The sequence below is a fragment of the Nonomuraea sp. NPDC050478 genome (assembly GCF_044458265.1).
Classification (GTDB): domain Bacteria; phylum Actinomycetota; class Actinomycetes; order Streptosporangiales; family Streptosporangiaceae; genus Nonomuraea; species Nonomuraea ferruginea.
Genome location: NZ_JBITHT010000004.1, coordinates 19,767 through 36,384 on the forward strand (window position 1 = coordinate 19,767; position 16,618 = coordinate 36,384).

Here is a 16,618-nt window from a genome sequence, read left to right on the forward strand (position 1 = left end):
CTGTCCGGCGTGACTACCGCCCGGCTTCGGACAGCGCCAGCCCGGTGCCCGCGTCGAACAGGTGCGCGCGGTCCAGGTCGACCGTGACAAGCAGCCGCTCGCCCGGCGTACCGGTGACGGTGGCTCGTGCCTTGACCTTGAGGATCTCCGTCCCCACTCGGACGTCGACCACCGTCCGGTCACCGAGCGGCTCAAGGCCGTAGAGCTCACCTGACAACGACGCGTCCCCACGCTGCTCGACGGACAGGTCCTCCGCGCGCAGGCCCAGCAGCAGCGGACGACCGTCCTCAGCCGTGGTCCAGCGGGGCCGCGGCAGCGTCCAGCCTTCCGCCCCGACCAGACGATCTCCCTCGGCGTGGCAGGGGAGCAGGCTGATCGGCGGGCTCCCCACGAATCCCGCGACCCACTGATTGGCCGGACGCTCGTACACCTCGGCCGGCGTTCCGACCTGTTGCACCTTCCCCTCCTTGAGGACCGCGACCTGGTCGGCCATGGACAGGGCCTCGACCTGGTCGTTGGTCACGTAGACGAAGGTCGCTCCGAGGCTCCGGTGGATGCGGGCGAGCTCGGTGCGCATCTCGACGCGGAGCTTGAGATCGAGGTTCGTCAGCGGCTCGTCCATGAGAAACGCGCGTGGGCGGCGTACCAGCGCCCGGGCCAGGGCGACGCGCTGCATCTCGCCGCCCGACAACTGCGCCGGACGGCGCTGCAGCAGACGTTCGATGTGCAGCAGGCCCGAGATCCGCTCGACGGCGGTGGCGATCTCACTCGCCGAACAGCGGCGTGCCCGCAGCGGCGAAGCGATGTTCTCGTACGCCGTGTGTCGCGGGTAGAGGGCGTAGTTCTGGAAGACCATGGCCAGGTCGCGTGCGGCCGGGGTGTCACCGGTCGCGTCCCTCCCGTCCAGATGCACCGACCCGGCGTCCAGCTTCTCCAGGCCGGCGATCGCTCGCAGGGTCGTCGTCTTGCCTGCCCCGGAGGGGCCGAGCACGACGAAGAACGATCCGTCCGGCACGTCCAGCGTCACCCCGTCCAGGGCCTGGACCTTGCCGAAGGACTTGCGCAGCCCGTGCACTGCCACGGTTCCCATCAGGCCACCAGCTCTTCCGTGCTCACGTCGTAGACCGCCGGGGTCCCGCCGATGTGCCGCAGCCCGACCGGCGCGTCAGCGGCGAAACGGACAGTCGGTGGCATCCGAACCCGTACGTCGTGCCGGCCGCCGTGGTCGACCACGTAGATGATTTCGTCGCCGAGCCACTCCGCCGACACCAAGCGGGCCGGGACCGAACGTTCCGCCCCTGGTTCTGTGACTTCCAGCGCCTCCGGCCGGACGCCCGCGACCAGGCGACGGTCGCGCGGCAGGCCTGGCGGTGGCGTGAAGACCAGTCCGTCCTTGCTGCGCAGCTTCCCGTCGGCCACCTCCACCTCGATCAGGTTCATCGGCGGGGAACCGATGAACGCGGCGCAGAAGAGACTCGCCGGACGGTCGTAGACCTCCAGCGGCGTGCCGATCTGCTCGACGCGGCCCTTGTTGAGAATGGCGATTCTGTGACCGAGCGACATGGCCTCGACCTGGTCGTGGGTGACGTAGACCATCGTCGTCCCCAGCTCCCCCTGCAGGTGCTTGATCTCCGTGCGCATGTCCGCCCTCAGCTCCGCGTCCAGATTGGTGAGAGGTTCGTCCATGAGGAATGCGCGCGGCCGTCGCACCAGGGCGCGGGCAAGCGCGACGCGCTGCTGCTCCCCACCGGACAGCCGGCGCGGCCGCCGGTCCAGGAGCGGGCCGAGCCGCATCAGCCGGGCGGCCTCGTCGACCCGCTCGCGTACCTCCGCCTTGGGCAGTCCCTCGGCCCGCAGGGGGAACGCCAGGTTGTCGCGGGTTCTCAGATGCGGGTAGAGAGCGTAGAACTGGAACACCATGGCGATGTCGCGCTCGGCGGGCGGCAGGTCGTTGACCAGCGTGTCGCCGATGCGGATGTCGCCCGTCGTCTGCCTCTCCAGGCCGGCTATGGCCCGCAGCGTGGTCGTCTTGCCGCAACCCGAAGGACCGAGCATCACGAACAGCTCGCCGTCGCGGATGGACAGGTCCACGTGATCGACCGCGACCGTCCCGTCCGGGTAGCGCTTGTGCAGGGCTGTCACCTCGATGCCCGCCATCAGCGTCGCACCGCCCCGAGCGTCACACCGGCGACGAGGTGCTTGCGCACCAGGTAGGCGAAGACGAGCACCGGCAGGGCGAACACCACGGAGGCGGCGGCCACCAGACCCCAGTCCACGGTGGTGCCACCGATGAGGCCGGCGATGGCGGGTGGGGCCGTCCGCACGCTGTCGCTGGAGGTGAGGAAGATGGCGAACACGAACTCGTTCCACGAGAAGATGAGGGCGAAGACCGCCGTCGCGGCGATGCCGGGCAGGAGCAGGGGAAGGGTGAATCGCCAGAACGCCTGCAATCGGGTGTAGCCGTCGAGCATGGCGGCATCCTCGTACTCCGCGGGCACCTCGTCGACGAACCCCTTCATCATCCAGATCGTGAACGGGACGTTGAACGCGGCGTAGATGAGGATCAGGCCGAGCTTGGTGTCGATGAGCCCGACTTGGCGGTACATGAGGAAGATCGGGATCACGACCACCACGGGCGGCATGAAGCGGGTGGACAGGATGAAGAACAGCTGGTCCTTCTTGGCCTTCACGGCGAAGCGTGAGTAGGCCCAGGCCGCCGGGACCCCCAGCACGGTGGCCAGCGCCGTGGAGGCCCCGGCGACCACGACGGAGTTGAGGAACGCGACGGACAAGGTCGAGCGACCGCCGCCGGAGGCGACGAACACGTCCTTGAAATGGTCCAGGGTGACCTGGAAGCCGAAGAACTTGGCCGGGATGGCGTAGACGTCCCGGTTCTCCTTGATGGACGTCTCGATCATCCACAGCACCGGGAAGAGCATCACGACGGCCAGCACGGCCAGCAGCGCGACCTCCAGCACGGAGCGGCCCCGGCCGCCGAAGCGGCGCGCGAGGGGCGTGCGATCCCGGGCAGGACGCGTGGACACGGCCTCGTCGACGGAGACTGCCATCAGTCCTCCTTGAGCTTGTTCAAGTAGCGCAGGTAGAGCTGCGTGAGGACGATGACGACGAGGACCATCAGGATCCCGTACGCCGAGGCGGTTCCGGTGTTGAAGCCCAGGAACGCGACCTTGTAGACGTGGAACGACAACGTCTCGGTGGAGACCCCCGGACCTCCGCTGGTGAGGATGTAGACGAGGTCGAACAGCCGGAAGGCCTCGATGGCCCTGAACAGCACGGCGATGAGGAGCAGCGGCCACACCAGCGGAAGAGTGATGGTGCGGAACCGGAACCACTCGGACGCCCGATCGATCGAGGCGGCCTCGTACAAGTACTTGGGAACCGCGGTGAGGCCCGCGAGCGCGATGAGCATGATGAACGGCGTCCACTGCCAGGTGTCGACCAGGATCAGGGAGATCAGTGCCGTTCGCTGCCCGGTGAGCCACTCCACCTGCCCCAGGCCGAGCGAGCCGAGCATGCTGTTGATCACGCCGAACTGGGCGTCGAGCATGAATCGCCAGAACAGCCCGACCACGACCGGCGACAGCATCATCGGAACCAGGAACAGCGTGGTCAGCAGTCCCCGCCCGTGCGTGCGCCGTGAGATCAGGTAGGCGATGGCGAAACCGAGCACGGTCTGCAGGGTGACCGCGCCGACCACGTAGATCAACGTCGTCAAGGCCCTCAGGTGGACCTGCTCCGAAGCCAGGATGGCGGTGTAGTTGCCGAACCCGACGAAATCGGCCGGCCCCCCGCGGGTGGCCGAGTAGTCGGTGAAAGACAGGTACAACGCCCACAGCAACGGGAACACCGACATGGCGAGCAACAGCAGCAGCGCGGGCGAGGTGAAAGCCACAGCGAGCCCGCGGTCGCTCAGGCGGCGGGACCGGCCCGGTGCAGGCGGCGTCGCGGACGCCACCTGCCCGGGCTGGTCGCTCGTCAGGGGGGCGGAGTCACTCACAGTCCGCCGCCGCCCTTGCTGTCACTGGAGTCGAGCACGCTCTGCTGCTCCTTGGCGATGTCGTCGAGCGCCTCCTTCGGCGTCTTCGCACCGTTGAGAGCCGCGTTCACGTTGGTGTTCTCGATGTCGACGAGGCGCGCGTACTCGGGCACATTCCACATGTCCCGCATCCGCGGCACCGAGTCGGTGTACACCTGGTTGAACGGCGCGGCGTTGAGGAACTCGGGCGACTCCAGGGCGTCCGTACGCGACGGCACGCCACCGGCCGCGGCCCACTTCTTCTGGATGTCAGCCTGCTCGAACCACTTCATGAAGTTCAGGGCCTCCGCCTGGTTCGCCTCAGGGGAATAGGCCGACACGTGCATCCCCATGCCGCCGAGAGGCACCAGGTTCGTCTTCTGGCTCGGCAGGGCGGCGAAACCCAGCTTGCCGAGAATCTCCTCCCGCGTGGTGCCGAGCGTCGACTGCTTCGGGTCGAGCAGGCCGCCGCTCGCGGCGATCCAGTTGAACGCGATGCATGCCTTGCCCTGGGCGACCGCCGCGTTCACCTCGTCGATGAACCAGTTGCCGGAGCCCTTGGCGGTCAGCGGCTTCATCTTGTTGACCAGGACGTCCATCGCCTCATGGCCCGCGGCGTCGTTGAGGACTCCGTCGATCTTGCGCGTCTTGGGGTTCCAGAGGTTGCCGCCGTAGACGCCGTTGACCGTGTTGTAGGTGACGGCCGCGGCGTCGGAGCCGTTGGCCTGGTGGAAAGCCAGCCCGCTGACGCCGGGGTTGTCCGCCTGGCACTTCTCGGCGACTGAGATCATCTCGTCCCAGGTCTGCGGTGGCTTGTCGCCGATCAGGTCCTTACGGTAGATCATCGTCCAGGTGTCGCCGAGCAGCGGCAGTCCGTACAGGCTGGCGTTCTCGTCGCGCTTCCCGGTCTCCGCCTGGGGGAACTGGCCGTAGGCCGCCAGGAGGTACGGGTTGTAGGCCTCGACGTCGATGTTCTGCCGGACGAAGTCGGTGAGGTCCAGGATGTTGCCGTTCGTCACGGCCTCACCGATGTGTTGCGAGTCCAGGATCGGGATGTCGAAGTCGGTCTTGTGCGCGGCGAACTGGGTGAACATCGCGTCGTGCCAGTTCGCGTTCGGCACGGTCTTGACCTTGACGGTCACGTTCGGCCGCTCCTTGGCGTACTCCGCGTTCGCGAAGTCTTCCAGCGCGTGGGCGGGGGGCCAGTCGAACCAGATGAAGCTGAGGGTCAGCGGATCCTTGGTGAGCTCCGGGATGGTCGCCGGCGCCTTGGGGGCGCTGTCGTTCTGGCCGCCGCCGCAAGCCGCCACGGTCGTGGCCAGTAATATGGCCGCCGTCGCAAGCCCCACCTTCCGGCCGGGAACGGACAGTCGTCCTCTTCGCTTGGGATACCGCATCTTCTTGCCTGCTTTCTGGGCGGGGACTTCGGGAGCCTTGCTGCGTGCTTCGCCGACCGGTTGCTGGGTTGTCCAGGCGTGTCGCCGGCTGTCGCAGGGGCTGACCCGCAGGCCGGCGTCACGCGTACGGCGCGACGTGATGGGACTTTGAGCAGGCGAGAAGTCCTTCGGCCCTTGTGCGGCCCGGCGGCGAACCGAGCAGGACGTCGAGCATGCTCATGGAAGCTCCAACTGATCGAAGCGGAGCGATGGCGGACGGTTCCCCGATGAGTGACGGATGGCTGACATCCGTCACCTTTCCTATACGATCCGGTGGGGAGCGTCAACATCCCGCAGTATGGCGACCGATGTCAACATGGTCCCGAAGACGCAAGAAAGGACCTCACGTCACGATGGACGACGAAGCGGTGATCGCTGGGCGCCATGAGGCCATGCCGGGCGGAACGCCGCCGGGAAGATCTCGCGGCCGGCTTGCCGACGAGGTGTACGACGCGCTGCTCGGACAGATGATGTCGCTACGGATAGAGCCAGACTCCCGCGTCACGATCGACGTCCTGGCACGGGAGCTGGGGGTCTCACAGACGCCGATCCGAGACGCTCTGAACCGCATGGAGGCCGAGGGCCTGGTCGTGCGTGTGCCTCATGCCGGCTATCGCATTCCTCCCCAGATCACCCGTCACCGGTTCGAGGACATGCTGGAGGTCCGCCTGCTCCTCGAGCCGGCAGCGGCGCGCAGATCCGCCGAACGCGCATCCCCGCAGCAGGTGGCCGACATGCGACGCATGCTTGAGGACATGGCGGAGCTGGAGGGGGGCAAGGGTGCCATGGCCTACGGCGCCTTCGGGCTGCGCGACGCCGCTCTTCACGATCTCGTCGCCGCGAGCGCGGAGAACCAGGTCATCCGCGAAACGCTCGCTCGCCTGCACACACACGTGCACCTGTTCCGGCTTCACCGCGACGCCCAGGTCACTCACTTGGCCATGGCCGAGCATGAAGAAGTCGTGGCCGCGATCGCCGCGCGTGACCCCGACGCCGCCGCCTACGCCATGCGTCGGCACATCCTGCGGTCCGGCGAGCGGTTCCAGCGACTGTTCGACGAGGCGGAGGCCGCGGAAGGAATGGCGGAAGAGGCTTGACGGGCGGGCTGCGCCGGGGAATGCTAACTCAAATCCGATCGGATCGGATCCACCTCACCCGCCCAGGATGCGAGGAGAAGCAGGTGCCCAGAGCGCTGCTGCTGACCGGCGACGCCGCCGAGGAGCTCGACACCATGTATCCCTACTATCGTGTGCAGGAGGGCGGCTGGGACGTTGATGTCTCGTCACGGACGATGCGTGACGTTCAGCTGGTCATCCACGAGTTCGACCCCAACTCCGACGCCTACGTGGAGAAGAACGGCCGGAAGTTGCCGGTCGACGTGCCCTGGGCCGAGGTCGACGTCGAGCGCTATGACGCCCTCATCATCCCTGGGGGGCGCGCCCCCGAGTGGATCCGGGTCGACGCCGACGTCAGGCGCATCACCGAGCACTTCTTCGCGCGCAACCTCCCGATCGCGCTGGTGTGCCACGGCGCGCAGGTGCCGGCTGTGTACGGGCTGCTGAAGGGTCGCAAGACGGCGTGCTTCCCTCCCATCACCGGTGACATGGAGAACGCGGGCGCGACGGTCATCGACGCTCCCGACGTCGTGGACGGCAACCTCGTCTCCTGCCGGGGGTGGCCCGACATGCCGCAATTCGGCAGGGCGATGATGGAGGTCTTCTCGAAGTCCCTCAACTCCGCATCGGCATGAGCGCGCCTGGCCTGTCCCGGTGACGGCCCCGCGGACCGTCACCGTCGACGGCTCCCCCATCCACGTCCTGGAGAGCGGCACCGGGCCCGAGGTGCTGATGCTGCACGGCTCCGGACCCGGTACGACCGGATCCGGAGCCTGGGCGTCAACGGCACAGGCGCTGGGCACGTCCTGGCGACTGGTGGCTCCTGACCAGGCAGGGTTCGGCCGCACACCGATCCCGGCGGGCTCCAGGGGCGGGCTCCGGCTGTGGACGGAGCAGGCCGCGGGCCTGATGGATGCTCTCGGTGTCGAGCACTACGCCGTGGTGGGCCACTCCATGGGCGGTGCCGTGGCGCTGTCGTTGGCGGCCGCGCGTCCCCGGCAGGTCACCCATGTCGTGGCGGTCTCGACGATGGGCGCCCCCGGTGCGCCGCTGTCCGCCGAGCTCGACGCGATCTGGGCCGCCCCCGCCGGCCCGCTCGGGGCACGGGACATGTTGAGTCGCCTCGTCCTCGACCAAGCGCTCGTGACCGAGGCGGCCGTCGCTGCCCGCGCGGCCGCGATGCGAGCGGGGGCGGCCGCATTCGCGTCGTTGTTCCCTCCCCCCAGGGCACGCTGGGCCGACGACCTCGCCCTCTCGGAGCGAACGCTGGCAGGGATCCGCGCGCCCGTGCTGCTCGTCCACGGCGCCGAGGACCGAGTCACCCCACTCGGGACGGCAGCCCTGCCCCTGCTCGAACACCTGGCCGATGTCCGTCTGCACGTGTTCGGCAAATGCGGGCACGTGCCGGCGCTCGAACACCCGCACGGCTTCAGGCAACTCCTGTCGTGCTTCCTCGGCCGGGAACAAGGTCCCTGATCGCTGCGACAGGTCAGCAGCCCGTACTCAGGTGCCGTTGTCGCTGTCGAGCACCTCCGTCACGCGTGCGCGAACGCCGGCCGGCAACGGTCCGCCCCGCAAGGGGTAGAGCACATCGCCTGCCCGCCACCGCCGCATCCGAAGCCGTGGCGAAGGTCCCGCGGATGACCCGTCCCGGCGTCACGATCAATGCCCTTCGCCGGGTGAAGGCATCAGCATTCGGTACTGCCGGACACGCAAAACGCGCCCAGACGGCACAAACAACACTCAACGGCACTGTGTGACTTCAAAAGATCTTGCTTCTCATCCGATAGTCGGAATTTCGATCCTGCCGCACACTTATCCACGCTTGGCCTCCCGGACAGGGCTCATACGGGCGAAGGCGTCCGGCGTGACGATGGGGATGCCGTAGGCGCGTGCCTTGCGTGCTTTGCCGGACATCGAGTCGGGATCGGCGGCGACCAGCAACCGGACGCGTTTGGTGATGTTGCCGTGCGGGACGTAACCGGCCTGCCGCGCCCGCTCCTCCCAGGTCTCACGACCGCCTTCCATCTCGCCGGTGAACACGACGAGATCGCCGGGCTGGAGACGGAAACCGCCAGAAGCGGAAGGATGCCGGGGCGCGTCACCGGACGCCAGCGCGGCTTCCACCGCCGTCAGTCCGAGACCGAGCAGGGCGGCGACCAGGTCGAGTTCCCGGCGTTCCGAAGGTGTGACGATGCCGTCGGCCTTGGCCGCGTGAGCCAGCGCGCTCAGATACTCATGGTGCAAGCGGACGGCATCGGCCCGGCTGAGATCCAGCTGGGCGGCCAGGGCGATCAACGCGTCGGCTTCGGCAGCCGAGATGTAATGGTCGAGAAGCACCTGGTCGAGCAGGGCGAAGTAGGGGTCCGCGCGGACCGTGCCGGAGGCGCGCGGCAGCCTTTCCAGCAGCCGGGCGAGAAAATGAGTGTCGCGCTCGCCGGACACACCCCGCCGCACGGGGCCGGTGTCGGTACGCGGGACGGCCGGCCAGGTCAGCGCGGAGGCGGAGCCGAGGACATGAGCCCAGGGCGAGCCCGGGTGCGCGAGCCTGAGGTAGTGGCGCGTCACTGAGCGCGAGCTACACCCATCTTCGGTTACTGAGAACGACTCACTATGAGTGGTCATTCGGGGCGCAGCAGTTCAGGTTCCGCCGGCGTCAGCGGCGACTCGGGTGGTGGTCTTGCGGAAGCCGAGGGCCCTTGCAATGACCGGTGCGAAGGTTAGGCGGACGAGTTGGCGCAGTGCTGCTCGGAAGCGCTTCATGGCTACCCCCAAGGTCAGCAGTGCGATCGCTCTCGGATGGTGAGGAATCGGGACTGGACACGAGGAAAGATCCGATCAAAGGACTCGCCTCTTTTCGGCGTTGCAACCGCTGCACAGTCGAAAGCCTACGACACCGTCTTCCGTAATCCGATGACTTTCCCCTTTGTCTCACATCTTGAGAAAGTGGATCTTGTTCTGGATTCTGCCCGAAGCGGTCTTCTTCCAGATCGGAACCGGTTTGACGTTCCACTGTCGTCGTGAAGCGCATTGCCATAGATCGGATGTATGACCCCAGGCCCGACCGCTCACTGCGATGAAAGTTTCATGTGATATGGCGGCGAGTTGACGCAGTCATCCCAGGTCTAGGGCCCTGACGCTCATCAACAGTCTTGAGGTTCAGGGAGGGTTTCGTTGACCCCCGAGTCAAGGCCGTGTTTCGCTCCGGCGCAACACACAGGTGGATCAATCCAGCGCGTGTCACACCAGCGGCTCCGGCGGGACCACTCGCCAGGGTGGGCCCCGTCTGCACGAGGCTCCCTTGCACCCTCAGGAAGGAGAACGTCATGCTTGATCGCCTGCCGTCATCGGACGGCGCGCATACATGGCTCCCCGCCTCTGGCGAAGGAAGGCGAATTCCGGCACGATTTATCGCGGTCACCGCCGTGGCGTCAGCGGCGTTCATCGGCTTGACGGCCTTGCCGTCCCAGGCCGCCACACCAGTCGCCAACGGCGTGTACACCCTCGCGTCGGGCTCCAGCGGCAAGTGCGTGACGGTCAGCGGCGCCGGTACGGCCAACGCGACCGTGCTGACGCAGCTAGCCTGCGACGGCGCCGCCGATGAGCAGCAGTTCCGAGTGGTCTCCCAGAACGGGGCCTACGGCCTGGTCAACGTCAACAGCGGCAAGTGCGTCGACGTACCGAACTACTCCTCCGACAGCGGCGTCCAACTGTGGCAGTGGACCTGCGGAGCCAGCAGCAACCAGACCTGGACACTGACCGCCTCCAGCGTCGCCGACCGTTACCTGCTCAAGAGCAACTTCAACGGCTTGTGCGTCAGCAACAAGGACGGCTCCACCGCAGGCGGCAACCCCATCGTCCAGGAGCCCTGCTCCGATGTCGCCCGCATGCAGTGGCGCTTCAACACCACCACCGGCACCCCCACCCCGACCGTGCCCTACTCCAGCACCCCCGACGGCTTCGCCGGCACCGGGGGCATGGGTGACAGCACCACCACCGGCGGCGCCGGCGGCCAGACCGTCACCGTCACCACCCTGGCCGACCTGATCAAGTACGCCGGCTCGTCCAGCCCCTACATCATCAAGGTCGGCGCGCCGATCACGGTCACGCCGTACGGCACCGAGATCAAGGTCGCCTCGAACAAGACGATCGTCGGCGTCGGCAGGAACGGCCAGATCGTCAACGGCGGGTTCAACCTCAACAGCGTCCACAACGTGATCATCCGTAACCTGCAGATCCGCGACACCCGGATGACCGACGACGACCCCGACGACAAGCTCTACGACTACGACGGCATCCAGATGGACAATTCCCACCACATCTGGATTGACCACAACTACATCGCCCGCATGAACGACGGCCTGATCGACAGCCGCAGGGACACCACCTACCTGACCGTCTCCTGGAACGTCATCGCCGAGGGCAACAAGGCGTTCGGCATCGGCTGGACGCCCAACGTCACCTCACGCATCACGATCCACCACAACTGGATCCGCGACACCAAGGTGCGCAACCCCAGCACCGACAACGTCGCCTACGCCCACCTCTACAACAACTACATGCAGAACGTCACCGGCTACGGCAACTACTCACGCGGCGGCACCAAGATGGTGATCGAGAACACCTACTACGATCGCGTCAAAGACCCCTACTACCGCGACGACACCGCCCAGCTGAAGCAGACCGGCAGCATCTGCGTCAGCTGCACCGGCCAGCGGGAGACCGGCGGCTCGGCCTTCACCCCGACGAGCTTCTACTCCTACCGTCTCGACGCGGCCTCCGACGTGCCGAGCCTGCTGCGCACCTACGCCGGTCCCCAGGCGTCGATCGGGCTCTGAACTCCCGCTGGCGAGCGGCGGCGCGGGCTCACCGAATCATGTGACCCGACGTGTTCGATGGCAGCGGATCGACGTCGACGGGCCGCGACACTAGGCCGTCCGAGATCCGGAATGCCCCGGCACATGCCGTGCCGGGGCATTCGTCATCAGGTTGAGCGAGGACGTCCGGCCCCGGCTCTGCCGTAACCCCTCACCGGAGAATCCTCGCGAGTGCTTCCTCCCCCTCGATTCCCCCGTGCCCGCGCCGCTGCGGTGCCCGAAGGATTCGTGCAGGACTACGACGGCACCCTGCGCATCACCCCCGGCCGGCCCGGCGGCTGGGACGCCGACGGATCCGTCTCCATCGAGCACAAGGGCAAGGCGCACGTCCAGGTCCGCAACGCCACCCTGACCACCGTCGCGGTCGAGGCCGGCGCCACCGGCACCGTCACCGTCCGCATCCCCTGGCCCGGCCAGAATGTACCGTCGTCAACGGCGTCGGCACCGTCGTGCCGGCTGAAGAGATGGGCGCCTGCGGGCCGGGCCGAGCTCGTCGCCGTAGAGCTGGCGGGTGAAGGCGTCGGCCAGGCCCTCGGAGACGTGATCGCCAACCGTGACGGTCATCGGGTCCCGCCCAGCCGGTGCAGGGCACCGACGGCGTCGTGTTCGCCCGCCGGTTCGCCGCCGACCACCGGCAGGACTGGGCGCTGTATTCGGTCGTGACCGCCATCGTCGTCCTGGTCGTCCTCGGCACTTCCTGCTCTTCGCCAACTTCGGCGACGCGCCAGGCGGCATCGGGGAGACGTTGGACCAGATGCTACCGCGTCAGCATCCGTGATACATCGGATGTTAGCCCTTGCCAGTCGGGTGTTTCGCTGATATTTCCTAGGATCACGTTCCCCTGTGATCGGAGGAATCCGTGCCTCATCCCCCACGACGACTACGGTTCGGCCCGGCATTGGCGGCCGCGTTGACGCTCGCCGGCGCTCTCTCCGTACCCACAGCGGCAGGCGCCGCAGTTGCTCAGACACCCGATGACTTGACCCTCTGGTACGACAAGCCCGCCACCGACTGGGAGACCCAGGCGCTGCCCATCGGCAACGGGCCCCTGGGCGCCAAGGTGTTCGGCGGCGTCGCGACCGAGCAACTCCAGTTCAACGAGAAGACCCTGTGGACCGGCGGCCCTGGCGTCTCCGGCTACGATTTCGGCAACTGGAGAACACCGCGGCCGGGCGCCATCGCCGAGGTCCAGCAGCAGATCGACCGTGACGGCAAGATGGCGCCCAGCGCCGTGGCTGCCAAGCTGGGCCAGTCCAAAACCGGCTTCGGCGCGTACCAGACGTTCGGCGACCTGTTCCTCGACTTCGCCGGCGCCCCTGCGAACCCCGCCGAGTACCGCCGCGAGCTGAGCCTGCGCGAGGCCGTGGCCCGCGTCGGATACACCGCCGGCGGCGTGCGCCACGAGCGCGAGTACTTCGCCAGCAACCCCGGCAACGTCATCGTCGGCCGGATCTCGGCCGACCAAGGCGGCAAGGTGTCCTTCACCTTGCGGCACACCTCGCCGCGCAACGACAAGACCGTCGCGGCCTCCGGCGGCAGGCTCACCGTCCGGGGCCGGCTCGCCGACAACAAGATGACATTCGAGGCCCAGGTCCAGGTGATCGCGCAGGGCGGCACCCGTACCGACGCCGGGGACAAGATCACCGTCACCGGTGCCGACAGCGCCGTCTTCGTGCTGTCGGCCGGAACCGACTACGCCGGCACCTACCCGGCCTACCGGGGCGATGACCCGCACACCAAGGTCACCGCCGCGGTGGACGCCGCCGCCGCCAAGAGCTACGACCAGCTCAAGGCCGCGCACGTCGCCGACTACCGCAAGCTGTTCGACCGGGTGAAACTGGACCTCGGCGGCTCGACCCCGGCGATCCCCACCGACCGGCTGCGCAGGAACTACACCGGCGGCGCCTCGGCCGACGACCGGGCGTTGGAGGCGCTGTTCTTCGCCTACGGCCGCTACCTGCTGATCTCCTCCTCCCGGGAGAACGACGTGCTTCCGGCCAACCTGCAGGGCGTGTGGAACAACTCCACCAGCCCGCCCTGGTCGGCCGACTACCACGTCAACATCAACCTCCAGATGAACTACTGGCCCGCTGAGCAGACCAACCTGCACGAGACGACCAAGCCGTACGACCGCTACATCTCAGCCATGGTGGCGCCCGGCAGGGTGACCGCGCGGGACATGTACGGCGCGCGCGGCTGGGTGGTCAACAACGAGACCAACCCGTTCGGTTTCACCGGCGTGCACACCTACGCCAGTTCCTTCTGGTTCCCCGAGGCCGCGGCCTGGACCACCCAGCACCTGTACGACAGCTACCGCTTCACCGGCGACACGGCGTACCTGCGCGACACCGCCTACCCCGTGATCAAGGGGGCCGCCGAGTTCTGGCTCGACTTCCTGCACACCGATCCCCGTGACGGCAAGCTCGTGGTCTCCCCTAGTTACTCGCCCGAGCACGGTGACTTCTCGGCCGGCGCGTCGATGTCGCAGCAGATCGTCCGGGAAGTGTTCACCAACGCCCTCGCCGCGGCCAGGAAGCTGGGCGTGGACGAGGACTTCCAGGCAGAGGTGAGCGGCGCGCTGGCCAAGCTGGACCCCGGGCTGCGCGTCGGGTCCTGGGGGCAGCTTCAGGAGTGGAAGAGCGACTGGGACTCCGCGACCGACACCCACCGGCATGTCTCTCACCTGTACGCCCTGCACCCCGGCAACCAGATCACCCTCGGCAGCCCCGAGGCCGAGGCGGCGAAGGTCTCGCTGACCGCGCGCGGCGACGGCGGGACCGGCTGGTCCAAGGCGTGGAAGATCAACTTCTGGGCCCGGCTGCTGGACGGCGACCACGCCCACAAGATGCTCAGCGAGCAGTTGAAGGCGTCCACGCTGGACAACCTGTGGGACACTCACCCGCCGTTCCAGATCGACGGCAACTTCGGCGCCACCTCCGGCATGGCCGAGATGCTGGTGCAGAGCCAGCACGACGTGGTGCACGTGCTGCCCGCCCTGCCCTCGGCCTGGAAGAACGGTTCAGTGAGCGGCCTGCGCGCCCGCGGCGACATCACCGTGGACGCCGCCTGGAAGGACGGCGCGCCCGACACCGTCACCCTGCATCCCGGCAGGTCCGGCCCGATCAAGGTCAAGTCGCCGTTCATCTCCGGGCGATACCGCGTCTACGACGAGCGGGGCCACGAGATCGGCGCCCACCGCGACGGCGACACCCTGAGCTGGAACGCCGGCGCGGGCAGGACATACACGATCCAGAACGAAGCCGCCGTCGTCCTGCGCGCGCCCGGCACCGCCACGCCGGGCACGCCGTTCGAGGCGAAGGTCACGGTCACCGCGACCCGCCGCCGTGCGGTGCCGGCCGCCGACGTGACGCTCACCGTCCCGCGGGGCTGGACCGTCGTACCGGCCACCCGCCACCTGCCCGGTGCGGCGCCGGGAAAGACCCGCACCGCGACCTTTACCCTCACCCCGGGACCGGCCGACGGCGCCCGGCAGGCCGTGCTGGCCGCCACTGTCACCGGCGACTCCTGGTCGGGCGCGGCCAGTGCCGTGCTCGCCCTGGACCCCTGCGCCCCGGCCCCGGCCGGCTCGGTCCTGGTCGCCTGGGATCCGAAGGAGGGCGGCACGGTCAACGATTCCTCCGGCAACAGCCGTCACGCCGTCGTCACCGGCGGCGCCCCGGCCTACGACACGACCGCGCCCAGCGGCAGCGGACTGGTGCTGGACGGCAACACGTACCTGACGACCGGCGCGACCTCGCTCGGGCTGGTCCGGGAGGCGACGTTCGCGGCGGAGGTCAAGATCGGCGGCAGCGGCTACCGCCGGCTGTTCGACTCCCAGCCATCCGGCGACCCCGGCACCGACGGCGTCCTCATCGATGTCACCCCAGGCAACACGCTGCGCTTCATCGGCGCGGGCGCGAACGTCGGCCTGAACACGACCCTGCCTCACGGCCGCTGGATCGACCTGGTGGTCACCCTGGAGTCCACCGGCGCGATCACCGTGTACGTGGACGGCGAGCGCAAGGCGACCGGCCAGGCCACCTCCGACGGCATCACCGGCTGCACCGCCCGCCCGCTCCGCTTCGGCGCCGACCAGGGCGGCGGGCAGCGGCTGACCGGCGGCGTCGACCGGGCCACCGTACTTGCCCGCGCGCTGACTCCCGAGGAGGTGAAGACCTGGCGGGACCTGCCCGCCACGTAGGTCCGCACTATCGGAGGCGCTGCCAAGGGGCAGCGCCTCCGACGCTGTGGTTACACGCTTGCTGACGTTGGGGCGAGTCCAGTAAACGGTGTAACTCGATCTTGACGCGGGATGAGCAGCGCCAGTCAGGTCGCAGGTCCCGCGAGCATTTTGATCGTGAAGTCGATAGCCATGGCCAGCCGTTGGGCATCGTGTCCGGCGCGTTCGCGCACGCGTAGTCCAAGCACCGTCGTGAACAGCGACTCCACTGCGGCCTCGACGTCCAATGTGGTAGGCAGGTCGCCGTCGCGGATGCCGCGGCGTAGAAGCGACGCGAGGGTCTTCCGGGTGCCTTCGAACGCAGCCTCGGTCCTTTGCTGGACTGCGGGGTCGGTGGCGCCGAGCTCGGTGGCCGTGTTGACCACGAAGCAGCCACGACCGGCCTCATGGTTGACCATCCAGACTAGCCACTCCCGCAGGATCTGGAGGCTGGAGCCGGGGACGCTCAGTTGCTCTTCGGCTTGCGCGAGCGACCGAGGCTGCGTACTCCCGTCTGATTGGTCTGGTCCGAGTCAGATCGTCTTTCGGCTGCCGACACGCGTCACTCCTTGACATCGCCCGAGCTTCCCATTGAAGGGATGGAAGATTGCCAACGATCGGGTTGATCAGCCAGCATTGATCTTGTCGTCCTGATCGCGAGCGTCAAACCATCCCATTCGCGATGAACCGCTCGGCGCTGTCCCGACACGGTCCAGGCGGACCTCGCAGGATGTGGTAGGCCAGGACGCGGTCGCGGAAGTCGTCGAAGCGGGCGTCGTCCCGCCATACGGGCAGCAGGAATAGGCCGGCCAGCGGGACGATCGCCGCTGCGGACAAGCAGCCCCACACGATGCGCACCGGAATCTCCTCGGGGACTGTCTATCGCACCGATGGCAGGGCCGTCACCGGGCGCGGCACCAGAGGTGCCGCGCCCA

At 67.9% G+C, this 16,618-nt stretch carries 14 protein-coding genes; 6 read left to right on the plus strand and 8 right to left on the minus strand.

Annotated elements, in window-relative coordinates; all coding sequences use genetic code 11:
- Nucleotides 1-13: 13 nt before the first annotated feature.
- The 5 genes from ACIBF7_RS20310 to ACIBF7_RS20330 form a co-directional block, all read right to left on the minus strand.
- Nucleotides 14-1,090 carry an ABC transporter ATP-binding protein gene (locus ACIBF7_RS20310; protein ID WP_397197821.1) on the minus strand — a complete coding sequence of 359 codons (1,077 nt, stop codon included), beginning with the start codon at nucleotides 1,088-1,090 and terminating at the stop codon, nucleotides 14-16.
- Nucleotides 1,090-2,157, minus strand: coding sequence for an ABC transporter ATP-binding protein (locus tag ACIBF7_RS20315; RefSeq protein WP_148032967.1), 1,068 nt, complete (start codon nucleotides 2,155-2,157; stop codon nucleotides 1,090-1,092). The genes ACIBF7_RS20310 and ACIBF7_RS20315 overlap by 1 nt, the downstream gene beginning before the upstream one ends.
- The gene (locus ACIBF7_RS20320; protein WP_397197822.1) at nucleotides 2,157-3,068 is read right to left on the minus strand and encodes a carbohydrate ABC transporter permease; all 912 of its coding nucleotides are present in this window, start codon (nucleotides 3,066-3,068) and stop codon (nucleotides 2,157-2,159) included. Before ACIBF7_RS20320 ends, ACIBF7_RS20315 begins: the two co-directional genes overlap by 1 nt.
- Complete coding sequence (locus ACIBF7_RS20325; protein WP_271279975.1) at nucleotides 3,068-3,913, minus strand: carbohydrate ABC transporter permease; 846 nt, start codon at nucleotides 3,911-3,913, stop codon at nucleotides 3,068-3,070. Before ACIBF7_RS20325 ends, ACIBF7_RS20320 begins: the two co-directional genes overlap by 1 nt.
- Nucleotides 3,914-4,014: 101 nt before the next feature.
- Nucleotides 4,015-5,433 (minus strand): extracellular solute-binding protein, encoded by a 1,419-nt coding sequence (locus tag ACIBF7_RS20330; RefSeq protein ID WP_397197823.1) that lies wholly within the window; start codon nucleotides 5,431-5,433, stop codon nucleotides 4,015-4,017.
- 392 nt (nucleotides 5,434-5,825) lie between these two features.
- On the opposite strand from ACIBF7_RS20330, the gene ACIBF7_RS20335 reads away from it, so the two are divergent.
- The 3 genes from ACIBF7_RS20335 (at nucleotide 5,826) to ACIBF7_RS20345 (ending at nucleotide 8,063) form a co-directional block, all read left to right on the plus strand.
- A complete protein-coding gene (locus ACIBF7_RS20335; protein WP_397197824.1) occupies nucleotides 5,826-6,569 on the plus strand; it encodes a GntR family transcriptional regulator in 744 nt (247 codons plus the stop codon).
- An 83-nt stretch (nucleotides 6,570-6,652) separates the two neighbouring features.
- A complete protein-coding gene (locus ACIBF7_RS20340; RefSeq protein ID WP_148032972.1) occupies nucleotides 6,653-7,222 on the plus strand; it encodes a DJ-1/PfpI family protein in 570 nt (189 codons plus the stop codon).
- Between the two features lie 19 nt (nucleotides 7,223-7,241).
- A complete protein-coding gene (locus tag ACIBF7_RS20345; RefSeq protein WP_397197825.1) occupies nucleotides 7,242-8,063 on the plus strand; it encodes an alpha/beta fold hydrolase in 822 nt (273 codons plus the stop codon).
- 339 nt (nucleotides 8,064-8,402) lie between these two features.
- Here ACIBF7_RS20345 and ACIBF7_RS20350 read toward each other — a convergent pair whose 3' ends face one another.
- Nucleotides 8,403-9,155 carry a hypothetical protein gene (locus ACIBF7_RS20350; protein ID WP_397197826.1) on the minus strand — a complete coding sequence of 251 codons (753 nt, stop codon included), beginning with the start codon at nucleotides 9,153-9,155 and terminating at the stop codon, nucleotides 8,403-8,405.
- Nucleotides 9,156-10,012: 857 nt separating this feature from the next.
- Here ACIBF7_RS20350 and ACIBF7_RS20355 point away from each other — a divergent pair.
- The 3 genes from ACIBF7_RS20355 (at nucleotide 10,013) to ACIBF7_RS20365 (ending at nucleotide 15,665) form a co-directional block, all read left to right on the plus strand.
- Nucleotides 10,013-11,425 (plus strand): RICIN domain-containing protein, encoded by a 1,413-nt coding sequence (locus ACIBF7_RS20355; protein WP_397197827.1) that lies wholly within the window; start codon nucleotides 10,013-10,015, stop codon nucleotides 11,423-11,425.
- A 267-nt stretch (nucleotides 11,426-11,692) separates the two neighbouring features.
- Nucleotides 11,693-12,127 carry a hypothetical protein gene (locus ACIBF7_RS20360; protein ID WP_397197828.1) on the plus strand — a complete coding sequence of 145 codons (435 nt, stop codon included), beginning with the start codon at nucleotides 11,693-11,695 and terminating at the stop codon, nucleotides 12,125-12,127.
- Nucleotides 12,128-12,443: 316 nt separating this feature from the next.
- Nucleotides 12,444-15,665 carry a glycosyl hydrolase family 95 catalytic domain-containing protein gene (locus ACIBF7_RS20365; protein ID WP_397197829.1) on the plus strand — a complete coding sequence of 1,074 codons (3,222 nt, stop codon included), beginning with the start codon at nucleotides 12,444-12,446 and terminating at the stop codon, nucleotides 15,663-15,665.
- A gap of 125 nt (nucleotides 15,666-15,790) precedes the next feature.
- Here ACIBF7_RS20365 and ACIBF7_RS20370 read toward each other — a convergent pair whose 3' ends face one another.
- Nucleotides 15,791-16,153, minus strand: coding sequence for a TetR family transcriptional regulator C-terminal domain-containing protein (locus ACIBF7_RS20370; protein ID WP_397198258.1), 363 nt, complete (start codon nucleotides 16,151-16,153; stop codon nucleotides 15,791-15,793).
- Nucleotides 16,154-16,346: 193 nt separating this feature from the next.
- Complete coding sequence (locus tag ACIBF7_RS20375) at nucleotides 16,347-16,541, minus strand: hypothetical protein (protein WP_397197830.1); 195 nt, start codon at nucleotides 16,539-16,541, stop codon at nucleotides 16,347-16,349.
- Nucleotides 16,542-16,618: the final 77 nt, after the last annotated feature.

Excerpts from the sequence above, each read along its gene's own strand:
- ACIBF7_RS20320 (WP_397197822.1), bottom strand. The coding sequence starts at position 3,068 with ATGGCAGTCTCCGTCGACGAGGCCGTGTCCACGCGTCCTGCCCGGGAT.
- ACIBF7_RS20315 (WP_148032967.1), bottom strand. The coding sequence starts at position 2,157 with ATGGCGGGCATCGAGGTGACAGCCCTGCACAAGCGCTACCCGGACGGG.
- ACIBF7_RS20330 (WP_397197823.1), bottom strand. The coding sequence starts at position 5,433 with ATGCGGTATCCCAAGCGAAGAGGACGACTGTCCGTTCCCGGCCGGAAG.
- ACIBF7_RS20335 (WP_397197824.1), top strand. The coding sequence starts at position 5,826 with ATGGACGACGAAGCGGTGATCGCTGGGCGCCATGAGGCCATGCCGGGC.
- ACIBF7_RS20310 (WP_397197821.1), bottom strand. The coding sequence starts at position 1,090 with ATGGGAACCGTGGCAGTGCACGGGCTGCGCAAGTCCTTCGGCAAGGTC.